The organism is Nocardia carnea NBRC 14403 (genome assembly GCF_000308515.1).
GTDB lineage: Bacteria > Actinomycetota > Actinomycetes > Mycobacteriales > Mycobacteriaceae > Nocardia > Nocardia carnea.
Genome location: NZ_BAFV01000052.1, coordinates 103,585 through 121,605, shown reverse-complemented (window position 1 = coordinate 121,605; position 18,021 = coordinate 103,585). Strand labels below are relative to the sequence as shown.

The 18,021-nt window shown below is 68.9% G+C and carries 15 protein-coding genes and 1 pseudogene; 9 read left to right on the top strand and 7 right to left on the bottom strand.

The features are described 5' to 3' along the window. The 3 genes from ON22_RS18495 to ON22_RS18485 all read left to right on the top strand — a co-directional run. Positions 1-793, top strand: a 793-nt coding sequence (locus tag ON22_RS18495; protein WP_043740318.1) for a uroporphyrinogen decarboxylase/cobalamine-independent methonine synthase family protein, incomplete at its 5' end; no start/stop codon positions are given. A 377-nt stretch (positions 794-1,170) separates the two neighbouring features. Continuing rightward, entirely contained in the window at positions 1,171-3,315 is a 2,145-nt protein-coding gene (gene ligA, locus ON22_RS18490; protein ID WP_051157786.1) for an NAD-dependent DNA ligase LigA, read from the top strand. Positions 3,316-3,632: 317 nt separating this feature from the next. After that, a complete protein-coding gene (locus tag ON22_RS18485) occupies positions 3,633-4,877 on the top strand; it encodes an AAA family ATPase (RefSeq protein WP_033241259.1) in 1,245 nt (414 codons plus the stop codon). A gap of 23 nt (positions 4,878-4,900) precedes the next feature. Here ON22_RS18485 and ON22_RS18480 read toward each other — a convergent pair whose 3' ends face one another. After that, complete coding sequence (locus tag ON22_RS18480) at positions 4,901-5,104, bottom strand: hypothetical protein (RefSeq protein WP_033241260.1); 204 nt, start codon at positions 5,102-5,104, stop codon at positions 4,901-4,903. A 353-nt stretch (positions 5,105-5,457) separates the two neighbouring features. Here ON22_RS18480 and ON22_RS18475 point away from each other — a divergent pair, with 353 nt between their 5' ends. Further along, positions 5,458-5,787 carry a hypothetical protein gene (locus ON22_RS18475; RefSeq protein WP_033242153.1) on the top strand — a complete coding sequence of 110 codons (330 nt, stop codon included), beginning with the start codon at positions 5,458-5,460 and terminating at the stop codon, positions 5,785-5,787. Between the two features lie 11 nt (positions 5,788-5,798). On the opposite strand, the pseudogene ON22_RS18470 reads toward ON22_RS18475, so the two are convergent. Further along, a pseudogene (locus ON22_RS18470) lies at positions 5,799-6,450 on the bottom strand (ACT domain-containing protein). A gap of 247 nt (positions 6,451-6,697) precedes the next feature. On the opposite strand from ON22_RS18470, the gene gatC reads away from it, so the two are divergent. Further along, positions 6,698-6,997 carry an Asp-tRNA(Asn)/Glu-tRNA(Gln) amidotransferase subunit GatC gene (gene gatC, locus ON22_RS18465; RefSeq protein WP_033241262.1) on the top strand — a complete coding sequence of 100 codons (300 nt, stop codon included), beginning with the start codon at positions 6,698-6,700 and terminating at the stop codon, positions 6,995-6,997. After that, the gene (gatA, locus tag ON22_RS18460) at positions 6,994-8,466 is read left to right on the top strand and encodes an Asp-tRNA(Asn)/Glu-tRNA(Gln) amidotransferase subunit GatA (protein WP_033241263.1); all 1,473 of its coding nucleotides are present in this window, start codon (positions 6,994-6,996) and stop codon (positions 8,464-8,466) included. Before gatC ends, gatA begins: the two co-directional genes overlap by 4 nt. A 202-nt stretch (positions 8,467-8,668) precedes the next feature. Here gatA and ON22_RS18455 read toward each other — a convergent pair whose 3' ends face one another. The 4 genes from ON22_RS18455 to ON22_RS34710 all read right to left on the bottom strand — a co-directional run bounded on the left by ON22_RS18455 (position 8,669) and on the right by ON22_RS34710 (position 12,734). Beyond that, positions 8,669-9,115: an SRPBCC domain-containing protein gene (locus tag ON22_RS18455; protein ID WP_033241264.1), complete on the bottom strand. Its 447-nt coding sequence runs from the start codon at positions 9,113-9,115 to the stop codon at positions 8,669-8,671. A gap of 31 nt (positions 9,116-9,146) precedes the next feature. Then, entirely contained in the window at positions 9,147-10,094 is a 948-nt protein-coding gene (locus ON22_RS18450; protein ID WP_063820603.1) for a hypothetical protein, read from the bottom strand. Between the two features lie 124 nt (positions 10,095-10,218). Next, the gene (locus tag ON22_RS18445; protein ID WP_051157776.1) at positions 10,219-11,874 is read right to left on the bottom strand and encodes an alpha/beta-hydrolase family protein; all 1,656 of its coding nucleotides are present in this window, start codon (positions 11,872-11,874) and stop codon (positions 10,219-10,221) included. Continuing rightward, complete coding sequence (locus ON22_RS34710) at positions 11,871-12,734, bottom strand: hypothetical protein (RefSeq protein ID WP_051157775.1); 864 nt, start codon at positions 12,732-12,734, stop codon at positions 11,871-11,873. Before ON22_RS34710 ends, ON22_RS18445 begins: the two co-directional genes overlap by 4 nt. A 166-nt stretch (positions 12,735-12,900) precedes the next feature. Between ON22_RS34710 and ON22_RS18435 the strand changes: the two genes are divergently transcribed. The 3 genes from ON22_RS18435 to ON22_RS37585 all read left to right on the top strand — a co-directional run bounded on the left by ON22_RS18435 (position 12,901) and on the right by ON22_RS37585 (position 17,144). Beyond that, on the top strand, positions 12,901-14,145 hold the full coding sequence (locus ON22_RS18435; RefSeq protein ID WP_081595676.1) for a sensor histidine kinase: 1,245 nt from the start codon (positions 12,901-12,903) through the stop codon (positions 14,143-14,145). A gap of 250 nt (positions 14,146-14,395) precedes the next feature. After that, positions 14,396-15,058 carry a response regulator gene (locus ON22_RS18430; RefSeq protein ID WP_033241265.1) on the top strand — a complete coding sequence of 221 codons (663 nt, stop codon included), beginning with the start codon at positions 14,396-14,398 and terminating at the stop codon, positions 15,056-15,058. A gap of 106 nt (positions 15,059-15,164) precedes the next feature. After that, positions 15,165-17,144 (top strand): serine/threonine-protein kinase, encoded by a 1,980-nt coding sequence (locus tag ON22_RS37585; protein ID WP_051157774.1) that lies wholly within the window; start codon positions 15,165-15,167, stop codon positions 17,142-17,144. Positions 17,145-17,250: 106 nt separating this feature from the next. Here ON22_RS37585 and ON22_RS18420 read toward each other — a convergent pair whose 3' ends face one another. Continuing rightward, a complete protein-coding gene (locus ON22_RS18420) occupies positions 17,251-18,015 on the bottom strand; it encodes an ABC transporter ATP-binding protein (RefSeq protein WP_081595670.1) in 765 nt (254 codons plus the stop codon). Between the last annotated feature and the right edge of the window lie 6 nt (positions 18,016-18,021).

The following is an 18,021-nucleotide window of genomic DNA, read 5'->3' as shown; positions in this document are numbered from 1 at the left end:
CGCACGGGCACACGATCTACTGCGCACCGATCTGGACGCCCTGCAGGAAGCCTGGGAGAACGCCGGACTGCGCGGGTCGGGACGGCCGGTGAAGGTACAGGCGGCCGGACCGCTGACGCTGGCGGCGCAGGTGGAACTGCCGGGCGGCCACCGGGTACTCACCGACCGCGGTGCCGTGCGAGACCTGGCGGATTCGCTCGCCGAAGGGCTGGCCGCGCATATCGCCGAAATCGCGATGCGGCTCGAAACCGACGTCGTCCTGCAGTTGGACGAACCGCTGGTGGCCGACGTGCTCAACGGTTCCCTGCGCGGGGCCAGCGTGCTGAACACGGTCCGCGCCCTCCCCGAACCGGAAGCCCTGGCGATCCTCGATGCGGTGCTGACCCCACAGGGGGTGCCCACGCTGGTACACACCTGCGCGAACCGGCCGCCGCTCGACTTCCTGCGCCGATCCGCGGCCGACGCGCTCGGGTTCGATCTCGCGACGCTGTCCGGGACCGCGGGTCTGGACGCGGTCGGACAGACGCTGGATGCGGGCAAACGCCTGGTGCTCGGGCTTGTGCCGACCAGCGCCCCCGCTACCCCGGTGACCTGGCAGGATATCGCCGAACCGGGCGCTCGCCTGATGGACCGCCTCGGATTTCCCCGTGCGACCCTGGTCCGGCAGGTGTCGGTGAGCCCGTCCTGCGGACTCGCCGGAGCGTCGCAGAGCTGGGCCCGCGACGCACTGCGACTCACCTCGGACACCGCGAAAGCCTTCGAGCAAGACCCGGAGTCCCTGGTACCGCAGTAGCCGTGAGCCGTGAGCCCATGCTCGTGAGCCGATGGTCGAGGGTCGCGGCTCTGCGAGTCGTGAGTGGTGAGTCGTCGGCCGTGAGTTGTGGACCGTGAGCCATGGGTTGTGGTTCGCGGGTCGCGAGTGGTGAGTGGTGAGTGGTGAGTCGCCGGCCGTGAGTAGTTTTGTGAGTCGTGAGTCGCGGGGGTGAGCCCGCGATGCGTAGTGTGTTCGGCCGCCTACGCCTGTCGCGCGACCGCAGCGGACCGGGTTCCGACGAGTTCACCGCGGGCCATACTCGGGGCGGGTCGATTCGCTCGGCCCAGGGCGGCGACGTGCCATTACGGTGAGTCGAAGTGTCGGTGGACTGGACTAATCTGCGAGATGTGAGCGAGATCGGAACCCCCACCGAACGGGATACTTCCACCGGCGAGGCCGCGCCCGCGCCGGCCGCCGGGGAGGAGCGCGTGCGTTGGCAGGAGCTCGCCGATACGGTGCGCGAACATCAGTTCCGCTACTATGTCCGGGATGCGCCGATCATCTCCGACGGCGAATTCGACCGGCTGTTCCAGCAGTTGCTGGCGCTGGAGGAACAGTATCCCGATCTGCGGACTCCGGATTCGCCCACCCAGTTGGTGGGCGGCGGATTCGCCACCGATTTCACGCCGGTGGATCATCTCGAGCGGATGCTCTCCCTGGACAACGCCTTCTCCGAGGCCGATATGCGGGCGTGGGCGGCGCGGGTCGAGGAGGAAACCGGCCCCGGTCTGCACTATCTGTGCGAGGTCAAGATCGATGGGGTGGCGCTGAACCTGGTCTACCGCGACGGCAAACTGGTGCGCGGCGCCACCCGCGGGGACGGGCGCACCGGTGAGGACGTCACACTCAACGCGCGCACCATCGAAGACATCCCCGGCGAATTGACGGCCACCGCGGAATTTCCGGTACCCGAACTGCTGGAAGTGCGCGGTGAGGTGTACTTCCGGCTCGAGGATTTCGAAACACTCAATGCCGCGATCGTGGCCGACGGCAAACCGCCGTACGCGAATCCGCGGAATACCGCGGCCGGTTCGCTGCGGCAGAAGGATCCGTCGGTCACCTCGCGGCGGCGGTTGCGGATGATCTGCCACGGTCTCGGGCGGACCGAGGGGTTCACTCCGCGTTCCCAGCACGAGGCCTACCGGGCGCTCGCCGCCTGGGGGTTGCCGGTGTCGTCGCATACCGAGCTGGTCAGCGGGGTGGATGCGGTGCTCGCGCGGATCGCCTACTGGGCCGAACACCGGCACGATATCGAGCACGAGATCGACGGTCTGGTGGTGAAGGTCGACGAGCTGCTGCTGCAGCGCCGCCTCGGTTCCACCTCCCGGGCGCCGCGCTGGGCCATCGCCTACAAGTATCCGCCCGAAGAAGCCACCACGAAGCTGCGCAATATCGCGGTGAACGTCGGGCGCACGGGGCGGGTCACGCCGTTCGCGGTAATGGAACCGGTGGTGATCGCTGGGTCCACGGTCGCGATGGCGACACTGCACAATGCCGCCGAGGTGGTGCGCAAGGGGGTACTGATCGGCGATACCGTCACGATTCGCAAGGCCGGCGATGTGATTCCGGAAGTGCTGGGCCCGGTCGTGGATGCCCGCACCGGCGACGAACGCGAATTCGTGATGCCGACCCACTGCCCCGAATGCGGTACCGAACTGGCCTACGAGAAAGAGGGCGACGCCGATATCCGCTGCCCCAACCAGCGCACCTGCCCCGCCCAGCTGCGGGAACGGGTATTCCATGTGGCCGGCCGCGGCGCCTTCGATATCGAGGCGCTCGGCTACGAGGCGGCGGTCGCGCTGTTGAATTCCGGTGCCATCACCGACGAGGGCGACCTGTTCGATCTCGATACCGACCGGCTGCAGAACGTTTCGCTGTTCATCAACAAGAACGGCAGCCTCTCGGCCAACGGCCGCCGTCTGCTCGACAATCTCGCCGCCGCCAAGGATGTCCCGCTGTGGCGGGTACTGGTCGGCCTGTCCATCCGCCATGTCGGGCCGACGGCGGCACGCGCCCTGGCCGCCGAATTCGGCAGCCTGGAACGGATCGAGCAGGCTTCCCTGGAAGAGTTGTCGGGGGCCGAGGGCGTCGGTCCCACCATCGCCACCGCTGTCGCGGAATGGTTCACCGTCGATTGGCATCGCGCCATCGTGGACAAATGGCGCGCCGCCGGGGTCCGGATGGCCGACGAACGCGACGAATCGATTCCGCGCAACCTCGAGGGCCTGTCGATCGTGGTCACCGGATCGCTGCAGGGCTTTTCCCGCGATGGAGCGAAGGAGGCGATCCTGCAACGCGGCGGTAAGGCGGCCGGATCGGTGTCGAAGAAAACAGCTTTCGTGGTGATCGGTGATTCCCCCGGTTCCAAAGCCGCCAAGGCCGAAGAACTCGGCGTGCCGATCCTCGACGAGGACGGTTTCCGCACGCTGCTCGAATCCGGTCCGGACGCGGTGCGCCCGGCCGGTGAATCCACGGTGGATGAAGATCTGCCGCAGGAGTAGGGCCGAGACACCGTAGAAGCGTGCGTCACTTCCCGGCGGACACCTTCGGTCCGGCGATCGCGCTCGGCCGCCATCGCCGGCCCCGTGACGGAAACCGACATCCGGCGCATGAAGCCGACCCGCCCCGGTTACGGCCGGGGCCGCGGGGATCGTCTGTGCGGCCGATCGAATCCCCTGAGCACCGGCGGTCGGTGAGCCGATGGGGGCTGTGGGCCGGACAACGGCGCTGCCGCAACCATACGAGCAGGAATGCGGCGTGCGACACGGGCGCGATCCCGGTGCTGCGGTCCGGTGGCCGGGCACGGCAGGATGGCGGGATGCTGCGCAGTTTTCGGGTGTCCAACCACAAATCGCTGGCCGACCTACAGGAATTGCGGTTGACCCGCGGCAGTGCGCCGGTGGCGGTGCCGGTGACCGCGGTACACGGCGGGCCGGCGGCCGGTAAATCGAACCTCGTGGACGCGCTGGGACATATGCGGGCGGCGGTGTTGCGTTCGGTAACCGGCTGGGATCCCTACGCCGCGCCGGAGCGGGCGCCGCATCTCGGGCACACCGGGCAGCCCTCCGAATTCGAGGCGGTGTTCATCGCCGAGGAGACGCCCTACACCTACGGGTTCCGGCTGGACGCCGCGGATATCGCGGCCGAATGGCTCTACAGTCATCCGCGCTCGCGTAAGCGGATCGTGTTCGAACGCGAGGGCGAGGCGGTGCGGGTCGGGCCCATGTTCGAGGCCGCGCGGTTCGGGATCACCGCCCTGATACCGCTGGTGCGCCCGAACGCGCTGCTGTTGAGCCTGGCCGGGCAGATGTACGCCGAGGCGCTGGTGCCGGCCTACCGCTGGTTCGAGACGATGCTCGAGGTGTTGCGCGGCACCGGCGATATCGACTCGGTCGAGCTGCGGGTGGGTTCGCATCTGTCGCGGTCCACCGAGAACGCCGCCCGGCTGCTCACCCTGTTGCAGACCGCCGATCTCGGTATCACCGATCTACTCATCGCACAGAACGATCCGGGCTACGCCGACTACCTGCGCGATCTCGACGCCGATATCGCGGCCCTGGGCGAACAGACCGATCGCGCGGCGGGCTCGGCGGCATACGCGGTGCAACTGGAATCGGACAGTGGTCTCACCGCGGCGCAGCTGGCCCGCGAACTGACCAATATGCGCAATGCCCGCGACGCGCTGTACACGCGCATGGTCGCGCGGCGCGGCGTCGGGCTGCGGCTCGTCCACACCGGTGTGGACCCGGTGTTCACCCTGGCCGAGGAATCCTCCGCGACAGTGGCGCTGCTGCGGTTGCTTCCGGTTCTACTCGACGCATTGGACGCCGGAAAGGTGCTCGTCGTCGACGATATCGGCGCGCAACTGACCGTCGAAGAGGCCGACCGGCTGATCCAGCTGTTCCAGAACCCCGAAACCAACACCCGCGGCGCGCAATTGGTGTACACCACCGGCGACCGTGCCCTCGTCGACCGCGGTAACGGCCGTTCGGCCCGGACCCGGACCGGCGTCTGGACCGTCCGCCGGTCCGACGCCGGTACGAGCACGCTCACGATGTCCTGAGAACCCGGTGCACGCGGGTCCGGCTAGGTGCTCGGTTGCGGGATCGTGCACCCCATTTTGGGGTTCATTCCCATGTAGTTCAGTGGTCCGGCGAGAACTGTAACCGCCAGCGTCGCGGCGTGGGAGCACTCGGCGGGCGGTTCGTTGAAATAACCGCGCTGCCCGGCGGCGACCAGCCCCGCCACGAACCAGACGAGGATGACAATGCTTACTACTCGGCTTCCCATGGCACCTGCTCTGATCGATGAGTCCGGCATGACGATCTTTTCCTTCCACATCGGTACTCCCCGAATACCCCGTGATGGTGGGCTGATGCGCCGATGACGGTGGTGTCGCACAAATAGGAGCTTTCCGGCGGGGGCGGCCGATCTTTCTACGGTGCACAGGGTTCGGCGGGAACATTCCGCCGTCCGGGTTCAACGGGCCCAGTGCCGTATCGCTGCGTGAGTTCGGGTCGACTCCGAACATCGGCGGGCAGGCCCGCCCATCGACGGCGATACGGGACGAGCAGCCTGGCGCCGTTGTGGGCGTGTCGGCATACATGGGCGAAGGTCGGGCGCGGTGCGCCTACCATGGGGGTGTGTTCGAACTGGCGATGCTGGCGGTCATGGTGGCCGCATTGGTCGGGATGCTGGTCCTGGTGTTCCGGGGGCGGCGGGGTACCGCGATGCCGCAGGACGCCGAGATCGGATCGCTGTATCTCACCGGGGTGAGCCCGCGGCCCGAGGAGATGGGCGAGCAGTTCGTCACCCTCACCGGAAACCTTTCCGGCCCATCCGAACCCGGGAAAGTGGTGTACGGGCGGCTGGTCTGGGATGCGGCCTACTGGCCGGCCGTCGGCGATACGCTCACCGTCGCCTACCCGCCCGGTAAACCGGATCGGTGGCAGATCGTCGAGCCCGGAAAGTAGTTACCGGGCCCTCAGCCCAGGACGGTGGCGACGATTCCGGCGAGATAGCCGAGGCGCGCCACCTCCGACGGCCGGAAATCGGGTCCACCGGGACGGCCGAGCAGCAGCGCCTTACTGGACGGCCCCAGTGGCGCGGCGGCCATCTTGGTATCCATATCGCGCCAGATCTCGGGCACCCAAGTCCGCGTCGGCGTCGAGGGCAAGCGGTTTCTGCAACGGCATCCACGGCACCGAAGCCGCCTGCGTCTGTGGCGCGCTCTGGCTGCCGACCAGCCGGTAGGCACCCTGCGGACCGATATCGAGCACCGTGCTCCAGCCCACCCGCAGCACCCGCGGAATACCGTCGACCAGGACCTGTAGGCGGTCGTCGCGGGCGTTGGCCACATTGTCGATGAGTTCGAGTTCGCGGTGGGTGTCGAGAACACCGGAATAGGGCCGGATCGAATCGACTCGCACGTCACCGAGCGATTCCGCGGCGGTGATGAGCGTATCGGGAAGTGCGTTCGGGGCGATCTCGACCACCAGATCGTCCACGGCGAAACCAGCGCCCCGTTCGACCACGTCCAGCGAGAGGATATCGGCGCCGACGGTGCCGAGTGCCACCGCCAATGACCCGAGGCTTCCCGGACGATCCGGAAGTTGCACGCGGAGCAGATATGACACGTGCGTTTCCCTTTCCTTCTGCGGCCGAGGCTCTGAACGAATACCCGGTCTGCCCATCCTTACACCCATTTCGGGCGGTTATCGACTCGAATTGTGCGCGCTGACCGCCGCGCAACGATAGCGAACGGTGTGAATCGGGTGGCCCGAGGTACTCCTGTGGCCTCGCGACCGACCCCGCGCGGCGGCACCATTAGGCTGTTCGTTGCTCGTGATCCGTATCCGAACTACACGCCGAAAGGGGTTCGCGGTGACCGCCATCTCCCGCGACGAGGTCGCACACCTCGCCCGGCTGTCCAGGCTCGCCCTGTCCGAGGCCGAACTCGATCAGTTCGCCGGACAGCTGGATTCGATCCTCAGCCATGTGGCGACCATCTCCGAGGTGGCCGCCGCCGATGTTCCGGCCACGCCGTCACCCGATCCGGTGACGAACGTGTCCCGCCCCGACGAGGTCCGTCCCGGGCTCAGCCCCGAACAGGCCCTGTCCGGTGCACCGGCCAGTGAAGACCAGCGGTTCCTGGTGCCGCAGATCCTGGGAGAGGGCGAATGAGCGACCTGACTCAGCTCGAGGCGTCCGAGCTCGCCGCCAAGATCCACGACCGGGAAGTGTCGTCGGTGGAGGTGACCCGGGCGCATCTGGACCGGATCGCCGAGGTCGACGGCGATTATCACGCCTTCCTGCATATCGCCGGTGAGCAGGCGCTGGCGGCCGCGGCCGAGGTCGATACGGCGCTCGCCGACGGGAAAGCGCCGGCCTCACCGCTGGCCGGGGTGCCGCTGGCACTCAAGGACGTGTTCACCACGACCGATATGCCCACCACCTGCGCGTCGAAGATTCTCGAAGGCTGGGTGGCGCCCTATGACGCCACGCTGACCTCCCGGCTGCGTGCCGCCGGTATCCCGATTCTCGGGAAAACGAATATGGACGAGTTCGCGATGGGTTCGTCCACCGAGAACTCCGCGTACGGGCCGACCAAGAACCCGTGGGATACCGGGCGAATCCCCGGCGGCTCGGGTGGTGGTTCGGCGGCGGCGCTGGCCTCGTATCAGGCGCCGCTGGCGATCGGTACCGATACCGGCGGGTCGATCCGGCAGCCGGCCGCGGTTACCGCGACCGTCGGCACCAAGCCCACCTACGGCACGGTGTCGCGGTACGGGCTGGTCGCCTGCGCGTCCTCGCTGGATCAGGGCGGACCCTGCGCCCGGACCGTACTGGACACCGCGCTGCTGCACGAGGTGATCGCCGGACACGATCCGCGCGATTCGACCTCCCGCAACGTGCCGGTGCCGGCGGTGGTCGAGGCCGCGCGCCGGGGTGCGGGCGGGGATCTGCGCGGTGTGAAGATCGGTGTGGTCAAGGAACTGCATTCCGACAGCTACCAGCAGGGCGTGCTGGCCTCCTTCGATGCCGCGGTGGGTGTGCTGAAGGAGCTCGGCGCGGAAGTGGTCGAGGTGTCCTGCCCGCATTTCGAGTACGCGCTGGCGTCCTACTATCTGATCCTGCCCAGCGAGGTCTCCTCCAACCTGGCCCGCTTCGACGCCATGCGGTACGGCCTGCGCGTCGACGACGACGGTAAGCACAGCGCCGAACAGGTCATGGCCGCCACCCGGGCCGCCGGGTTCGGGCCCGAGGTGAAGCGGCGCATCATGATCGGCACGTACGCGTTGTCGGCCGGGTACTACGACGCCTATTACGGTCAGGCGCTCAAGGTGCGGACCCTGATCGCCCGCGATTTCGAGCAGGCCTACGAACAGGTGGATGTGCTGATCTCGCCGACCAGCCCGTTCACTCCGTGGAAGCTCGGCGAAAAGGTCGACGATCCGCTGGCGATGTACCTGTCGGATCTGTGCACCCTGCCCACCAACCTGGCCGGGCATCCGGCGATGTCGGTGCCGTCGGGTCTCAGCCGCGACGACGGTATGCCGGTGGGCCTGCAGATCATGGCGCCCGCCCTGGCCGACGACCGGTTGTACCGAGTAGGCGCGGCCTATGAGGCGGCGCGCGGGCCGATCGCCTGAGCTTGTTGTAGAACACCACAGAACGTGGTCGCGGGCGGTGATCCTTTACGGGTCACCGCCCGCGGTCTTCCAACGGCCCCGCCACTCGAGGACGAGCGGCGGGCCGAACCGGCAGTGACAGGTCGCGGCCGATCGCTGTTCCGTGAGCGTGGGCGCTGGGGTCGTGACTCGCGCCGCGTGAGGTGACTCGGTGCGGCGCGGATTATGCCGCCGTGTGCCGGCGTTCGGCTTCGCATTCCACCGCGGTGGTCATACCGGGGAAACCGCGCCGGAAACCGCGTCCGAACAGCAGGCCGACCAGGGGCGCGAGCCATCCGGCGAGTTCGAAATGCGATTCGTAGCGGGTGCGGTTGTCGCCGAGGGGCGTCAGTGTGTGGGTGCGGTTGCTGCGGAGCGCGCCGAGCGGGATCGGTTTCATCGAGTAACCGAACTCCCGGCCCGCGGTGACGGTGTGGATCCATTCGCGCATGGGAATCGGCAGCGGCATCAGCTGCTGGACCCGCATATCGATCGGCGCACCGACGGTCAGGTCCGCGCGGCAGCGACCGATGAAGGGATTCCAGTCGCTGTACCGGTCGAAATCGGTGAGGACCGACCACACCACGTCGGCGGGGGCATCCACTTCGACCACATCGTCCACAACAAGCACGCCCCCAAACTAGAACGTGTTATAGACGGGGTCAACCGGCGGCGCGGCCCTGCCGGGCAGGTGACTTCCCGGGCACCGGGATCCGCGGTAGCTGTGGCAGCGGGACAGGGTCCACCGGCAGCCGGATCAGGCCGGGCAGCGCAAACCACGGACGACGCCGGGCGGTCCGCGCCGACGCCACGATATGGCCGGGCCGCGCCGGGAGGCCGCGATGATCGCCGACGCCGACGCCGACGCCGACGCCGACGCCGACGACCGCCGGGCGGCGGATCCGCCGATGCAGCCGACGCACACCCAGGACCAGACCGGCGACGGCCGTCAGCCCGAGCGCGACCAGCCGCAGCAGCCACGGCTGGGTCGGATGTTCGGTGGCGGCCTGGGTCGCCGCCTGGGTGAAGGATTCCACCACCGGCACCCCATAGTGCTGGCGGCGCGAATTCAGCTCCACCGCGGTCGCCGCGACCGAGGCCAGGGTTTCGCAGCGGGTCCGCACCATCGGCTCGGCATGTGCGTCGCAGGCCTGGTGCAGGCGCACGCTGAGGGTGCGGTCCAGCTCCTGCCGGGCCCACGGGCCGAGCGGGGCGCCGACACTGTCGGCATAGCGGAGCAGGTCGTAACCCAGGTCGTGGGCCATACAGGCGGTATCGAATTCCGGCGGCAGATCGACCGGTGACGAACAGTCGCCGTCGGGTGCCACCAGCACGCCCTGCCGCAGGACGGGGGCGTAGCCGGAATAGGTCGCGAAGTCGCGCGGTATGGCTGCCGTGGCAGCCTTACCCGGATCACCCGAAGTGAGCCCTACCACCGCGAGTCCGGTGGGGCCCGCGATCGAACCGTCGAAACCGACGGCGTCGGAGGCGGGAGCGGATACCGCCGTGAGTGCCAGACCGAGCACAGCTGCGCCGGCGAGCGCAGGTGGCGATATCCGCCGCAACCGGCGCCGTTTCCGGCGCCGGTGATCGTCACTGGGTGAAGCCATGGTGGGACACCTTAAGGGCAGAGCCTGTGCGTTTCCGAACGGCACCGTAGGCGGTACCGGCCGGTGCGGGCACGGTGGCGCGCCCGCATCCAGCGGGCAAACTCGCGGGAACCGCGGTCCGGCGCTATGCGCAGCCGGGTAGCGCGGTGCCCTGGTCCGTGTCGTAGCGGTGACCGTGGCCGGGTGGCGCAGACAGGGCTCCCAGCAGGTCGGCGGTGGTTTGGACAAAACTCACCACCGGCAGCCAACCAGGGGCCGGGGCATCCCGGCGTGCGCCGCTGAGATTCGGCGGACGCCACAGCAGATCGGGTGACCAGTGCACTACCGGGTCGGAGGTATTGGCCAGGACCGCCGTCCGCGCCCCGGCTTCCCGGCCACCGCCGCCCGGCATACCCGACCACAGCACCGAACACACCCGGCGGTTCTGTTCGGCCGCCCCGGCGAACACCGCGCTACCCCCGAGCGCGCCCAGGCTCTGCCCGTACAGGTGCAGTCGCGGCGGGTCCGGCAAGGTCGCGGCATGTTGTTCGATGGCGGTGAAGAGCGCGCGGGCGGATGCCGCGGCCGAATCCCGGCCCAGTACGAACGTCGCCCAGCTCGGCAGGTGTGAGTACTGCAACGCCGTCACCGCGAAATCCGCACCGAACCGGTCCCCGAACCCGCGCAGGGCCCGCGCGTCCACCCACCCCGAACCGGTGGGTACGGCGATCACCAGATGCGCACGGTCGAATCCGCCGGCCCGGTCGAGTTCCCGGACCGCGAGTTCGGCCCGCGACGCCGGATCGGGCGCCGACCGCAACCCCACATACACCCGCACGGCCCCGGCCGGGCCGTTCGTCACGAACCGCTGCCCCTCGCGACCCAGCGAGTCCCAGCTCACCAGGGATTCGGCGCTACCGGATCGAGTTGTCGCCGCGGGCTGCACGAGTCCGGACTCGGCGCCCCCGCCACTCGCCGCCGCAATCCCCGGAATCCCGAAGAAAGCCACCGGCAGCGCCGCGACCACCGCCATCGCCACCCCCCGCGACCACCCGATCCGCCGCAGCAACCGGCCGGCCCCGGAACCCGCGGCCACCAGGACGATGGTGAGCACCAGCGACCCCACCGCCCAGAACGCCCAGTACTCCGGTCCGATGCGCGCGACGCCCATGGCGTCGCGCAGGGTGTTCTGCCACGACGCCGCATGCACCACCGAGGCCACCACACCGGCGCCGGCGGTCGCGAGCATCAGATGCCGCACAGTAGGCACACCGGCGAATCGGTCCGAGACCGATCGGCGTAGGCGCCCTGTCCGTACGTCCCGTCGAAGGGGGAGTATGCCCGGGCGCCCGTAGGAGAGCGTGTGCACGGCCGTTGTGGGCGACGGGCCGTCGGTGCGCAGCGTGCCGGATGTGCCCGCGATGCGAGAGCGGGGTTTCCGGCGGAGCAGGTGTCGCCCCGGGGCGTTGGGCCGGCGGCGGGAGAACAGGGACCCGGTGAGTCGTGCGATACCCAGCAGGGTGACGACCAGCACGGAGGTGAGGACGGCCTGGGCGGCGGCGGAGCGGGGGAGCAGGCCGGGGGCCAGCGACAGGATCGTGCCCAGTGCCACGGCGAGGGTGACGCCGACCGGGAAACCGCGGCGTGCCAGGCGGCGAAGATCGCCGGGTGCGGTCGTACCCGATGTCGCCGGTGGGATCGTAGGAGCCGCTACTGCGGTACCGGCTCGATCGAAGGGCCGTAGGAGAAGAGGCGCGGGCGACCAGAGCGGCTGGGCTGCGGCCGGGGTGATGTGCTTCATGCGAGCTCCTGCCGGAACGGGATCACCGGGAACGCGGCGCGAAGGGCCGGCGACGTGCGCAACCCCCGCGAGCTCATCGACTTCCGTGACGGGCTGCCGGCGGATTCGGCCGGCAGCCCGAGCAAGGCCGGGCCGCCGGGACGCCTGGTGCCCGCACCCGACCCCGTGAGCTCGAACAGTTCGCGCAGCACCGGGCGGCCGAACCGGCTTCCTGCGCAGGTACGCCAGGTCAGGAACGTGGCGAACGCGGCGAGTACCAGCGCCACCACCCGCGGGAACCAGGTCGCGGCCGTCTCGGCGAACGAGAAATGTTCGACCACCGGCACCCCGTACCCCTGACGCCGCGAATTGAGGTCGACCGCCGTCGCCGCGATCCCGGCCAGGGTGGTGCAGCTCGCCCGAGCCATCGGGTCCTGGCGGTGCCGGCACGCCGACAGCATTCGGTCGGCGAGGGCGTGATCGAGGTCGCGGCGCGCCCAGCCACCGAGGGGTTGACCGCTGTGCTGGGCGTAGCGCAGCAGGTCGTAACCGAGGTCGTGTGCCTTGCAGGCGATGTCGAACTCCGCGGGCAGCGGTATCGGTGAGGAGCACGAACCCTGTGGGGCGACCAGGATTCCGTCGACGACCGCCGGGCGGTATCCGGTGACGGCGCCGAAATCGTCGGGGAGCCGCGGTGCGGCAGCGGTGCCGGTCAGTGCGCGGACAGCGGACGCGGCCGGGGTGGTGTCGGCCGTCGGTCCGGCCGCGTCGGCCGTGGGTACCGCCAGCAGTGATGCGGCCGCGGCGATCCCCGCGACGGCGAACGCGGCGGGGCGGCGGACCGGCGTCCGGCGGCGCGCGGCAGTGTTCGAGACAACCATGATCGTGACGGTATGAATCGATGACGGTCGCGGCCGTCCCGCTCAGGAGCGGTTTCGGGCCCGCCCCGGGTGGTGAGAGCGGGGTGCGGTGTACCCCGGGTGTACGGGCCCGATTTCACCCCACGGTATGAGGTGGATCCAGGCGGCGGTTCGTAATGTCGATGCCATGATGGAGTTCAGTGCCGCGCAACCGGCAGCGAAGTCACCGCCGCTCCGGAGCCGGCTCGCCCGCCTCGGACCTCGCTGGTGGGTGGATGCCGGCACGGTCTTCGTGGTGCTGGTGTTGTTCTCGGTCGCCTGGCCCACCCTGCACGTGACCCATGACGTCCCGTGGTCGATCGCCCCGCTCATCGCGGGGTTCGCCGCCCTGCCGGTTCTGCTGATCCGGCGGAACGCGCCGCTGGGCTGGGCCGTATCCGCCGGTTCGGCGCTGTTCATCGCCTTGGCCGTACCGAACGAGCCCGGTGAGGCGCTGCCGTTCCAGGTGGTGCATATCGTCGCCCTCTACTTCCTGGTCTTCGGGGTGGCGTTGCGGTCGCCGCCACCGCTGGTGGCGGTGGTGTGGGCGGCGACATCGCTGCTGCTGGGCGCGGCGCTCTCGGAAGAAGGAGTCGGCGCCGATCCGTGGGCGTGGCCGGTTTCCCTGGCCGCGACCGTGTTCGTCGCGGTACTGCTGCGGTCGCTGATCCGTTCGCGGTCCGAGCTGAACCGGCAGACCGAACTCAGCGAACTCGAACGCGCGCGGCGCACCATCCTCGAGGAGAAAGCGCGGATAGCTCGCGATCTGCACGATGTGGTCGCGCACCATATGTCGCTGGTGGTAGTGCAGGCGCAGACAGCCCCGTACCGGGTGAGCGGTGTGAACGAGGCGGCGCGGTCCGAATTCGAATCGATCGGCGCCACCGCCCGGGAAGCGCTCAACGAGATCCGCAGCCTGCTCGGTGTTTTGCGCAGCGACGGCCAGCTCGCCGAAAACACACCGCAACCCACCGCTGCCGATCTGGAAGCGCTGTTCCAGTCCGCCACCCGGGCCGGGGTGGATCTCACCTGGTCGGTCGAGGGCACGCTCGCGGCGATACCCGACACCGTGGGCTCCGCGCTGTACCGGATCGTGCAGGAATCGCTGGCCAATGCCGGCCGGCACGCACCCGGCGCCCCGGTCCGTATCGGCATCGACAGTGCCGATACGGTCACGCTCACCGTGGTCAACGGCCCGGGCACCGGTCCGGCGGCCGCCGGTACCGGCGGGCACGGAATTCCCGGTATGCAGGCGCGAGCTCTGGCGGTCGGCGGCCGGTTGACGGCGGAACCGGCAGCCGACGGCGGATTCCGGGTCACTGCACTGCTACCCCGCACCGTCGCGACGGACCTGTCCAGGTCGGCCATCACCCAACCCGGCATGCCCGCCTGACCCGAAAGGCCATAACGCCGGCGCACAACCTTCTGTGCCAGAGCCCTTTTCGGGCCGATCTCGCCGCCCGAGGGCCAGGTCTACCCAGCCTTGTCGAGGCCCACCTCCATGGTTCGGGGCCCGTCTCGTTCTGGAGCGACAGAGCGGGGGAGCGAAGCGGAGGAGCGTCGGAGTGAAGAACGAGACCCATAGGGCCTCGAACCCTGCGCCGCCGGAGGCGGCGCCATGACACAGCATTTAGGCTGAGCGCGTGGCAATAACCGTGTTGATCGCCGACGACCAGGCCATGGTCCGGCAGGGGTTCGGGGCGTTACTGGCCGCGCAACCCGATATCAGTGTGATCGGTGACGCGCCCGATGGGAAAGTGGCGGTCGCCGAGGCGGCGCGGTTACGGCCCGATGTGGTGCTGATGGATGTCCGGATGCCGGAGATGAACGGCCTGGATGCGGCGCGTTCCATCCTGTCCGCGGGTTTCGATCCGCCGGTGCGGGTGCTCATGTTGACGACCTTCGATATCGACGACTACGTCTACGAGGCGCTCGGTCTCGGCGCCAGCGGGTTCCTGCTCAAAGATGCCCCGGCCGAGGAATTGGTGCGTGCGGTGCGGGTGGTCGCGGCCGGGGAGGCGCTGCTCGCACCGACCGTGACGCGGCGGTTGATCGCCGAGGTGACGATGCGGCGGTCCGCGCGCCGTACGCCGTCGCCGGCGCTTGCGGCGCTCACACCGCGGGAACGCGAGATTTTGGAGTTGGTGGCCCGGGGGATGTCCAATACCGAAATCGCCGAGGCGTTGTTCATCGCCGAACAGACGGTGAAAACCCATGTGTCGAAGGTCTTCACCAAATTGGATCTGCGTGATCGCGCGCAGGCGGTGGTGCTGGCTTATGAATCGGGTCTGGTCACCCCCGGCTGATCGGATGGTCAGGTTTCCATGGACTGCGGGGATTACCGTTTTCGGGGCGGAATCGGCGGCGTGTGCCCGGTAGGCTCACGAGTCTGTCAGTCACCCGAAGGGGGTCGTGTTGCTCAACAGCGGTGACGTGTTCGCCGGTTTCACCATCGAGCGGCAACTCGGTGAAGGCGGAATGGGTGCCGTGTATCTGGCCCGGCATCCCCGGCTCGGGAAACTGACCGCCCTCAAACTGCTCAAACCGGAATTGTTCGCCGATGCCGCGATCCGCACCCGTTTCGAGCGGGAAGCGGATCTGGCCGCCGCCCTGGATCATCCGAGCATCGTCACGGTGTACGACCGCGGGTTGGAGGGGGCGCACCTGTGGATGTGCATGCAGTACATCGACGGCGCCGACGCGGGCACCGTGAATTCGCTGTCGCTGCCGCCGGACAAAGCGGTGCAGATCATCGCGGGTGTTGCCGATGCGCTCGATTACGCGCACGGAATGGGTGTGCTGCACCGGGATGTGAAACCGTCCAATATTCTGCTCGCCCGCGCCAATACCGGGCAGGGCGAGCGGGTTTTCCTGACCGATTTCGGTCTCGCGCGGTTACGTGCGGAAACGGTCCGGTTGACGCAGACCGGAATGTTCACCGCGACCCTCGCGTTCGCCTCTCCGGAACAGATGACCGGCGGCGATATGGACGGCCGGTCGGACCAGTATTCGCTGGCCTGCACGCTGTACTGGCTGCTCACCGGAATGGCACCGTTCGATTCCCCGAATCCCGCCGATATCATCCACGGGAATCTGCAGCTGGCGCCGCCGCCGCTGGCGGTCAAACGGCGTGGCCTGCCGCCGGGGCTGGATCCGGTGCTGGCCAAGGCGATGGCCAAACATCCGGCGCACCGCTACCGGACGTGCGTGGAATTCGCCGCGGCCGCGGAACGTGCGCTGACGGCTCCGCCGGCTCCGCAGCCGTCGTCTCCGGAAACGACCGGGCCGGGTTCCGGGTTCGCGCCGGCAGCGGGATATGCCCCCGCGCAATCTGTTCCGCCGGGGCAGGCCGACAACACCGGTGCGCAACCCACTGTCGCGATCACGCGGCCCGCGCCGCCGGCCGGTTCGCCGGGGCCGGCGGTGGAACAGACGGGCGGGTTCGGCGCGGTACCTCCGAGTGTCGAGCACACAGGCAAGAATCCGCAGGTCTCTGCGGGAGTCGAACATACCGGCGGGATACCTGTGGTGCGGGGGACGTGGCCCGAGCCCGCGGGCGCACCGGCCGGTTACGCGGGCGGATCCGTGGAAACCAGCGGTGCCACGGCGACCATGCACCACGGCGGCTACCCGCCCGCTCCACCCGGCTACTCCGCGCCGCCGCCCGGTTACGCCCCGCCCGGGAATAACGCACCGCCGGTGCGGCGCAGCCGGGCACCGTGGATCGCCGTGGCGATTCTCGTACCGCTCATCGTGCTCGCCCTGATCGCGGTGGGCGTGGTGGTGCTCCTGGGCGCCGACGATTCGAACTCCAGCGCACCGGCCGCGCCGCAGACTTCCACCCTGGAACGGGAACCGAGCAGTACCGCCGGTCCCGGCGATTCGCCCGGCGGCGAGCCCGGCGACCGCACCCGCCGCCTGTTCCCCTCCCTGCTCCCGCAGGGGTCCGGAATCGACGGGCTCGGTTATCAGAACGCTCGATGCAGCAGGTTCGGTCCCGGCGATCAGATCCCGCTGCTCCCGGATGTGCCGGTTTTCGACGATGTCCTCGAAACCCGCCCCTGGGATGCGATCTGGGATTGCCGGCAGATCCAGCTGCAACCCACCCGGATGGACTACACGATCATCACCTACCCGGACGCCGAAGCCGCCCGGGAGGTGATCACTGGCCTGCCCGCGCACGATACGTCGGCGGGTACCAAATCCGGCGAACCGTACACCGCCTATGTCTGGGAGGATTCCGGCGCGCGCGGCCAGTTCACGGTGAACATGCTGGTCTCCTTCGGTTCCGGAGAAGATTCACCGCGCAGCAACTCCCTGCTGTTCGTTCGCAAATGGGGCCCGACCGCCCGTCAGGACATCCACAGCTGGTGGGCCGACGCACCGCTGTGATATCTGCGCCGGCTTCGGCTGCTGCGGGGGCCGACCTCAGGTAGGGGTCCGACCTCGGGTGGGCCGTAACTTCTCAGGGCCGCGTAAGACTCGGCGGCACCGCTGGTTACGTCGGATTCGGCGCGGCGCGGCCTGCGAGCGCCGCGCCGAACTCCGCACTGCGGCCACCCACGGTGTGAGCGGCGGTGCGTTCGTCCGATCCGATGCGTCCGTCGCCGAGGGTGACCACCCGGTCGCAGTAGTCCACCGCGCCGCGGTCATGGGTCACCATCACCACCGAATTACCCGATCCGGCGACCTCGGCCAGTAGTCCGAGGATCGAGGCGCCGGTTTTCGAGTCCAGGTTGCCGGTGGGTTCGTCGGCCAGGATGAGCGGCGGGTCCATGATCAGCGCCCGCGCCACCGCGACCCGCTGCATCTGCCCGCCGGACAGTTCGGCGGGACGGTGCTCGGCGCGCGCACCGAGCCCGACCCGGTCGAGCAGTTCCAGGGCCCGCGGTTTCGCCTTGCGCAGAGACTTGCCGTCCAGCAGTTTCGGCACCGCGACGTTCTCCCACGCCGACAGGGTGGGCAGCAGATTGAAGAACTGGAAGATGAACCCCACCCGATGACGCCGGAATTCCGACTGCTGTTCCTCGCTCAACGCGCCGATTTCGGCGCCCTGGAACCGGATCGACCCGGAATCGGGGCGGTCCAGCGCGCCGAGCATATGCAGCAATGTGCTCTTCCCCGACCCGGACGGACCGATGACGGAGGTGAACTCGCCCGCTTCCAGGCGCAGCCCGATCTCGTCGAGCGCCCGCACCGGCTGATCGCCGACACGGTACTCCTTCACGACATCGGTCAGTTCCAGCATGGCCGGCTGCGTCATCGCCAC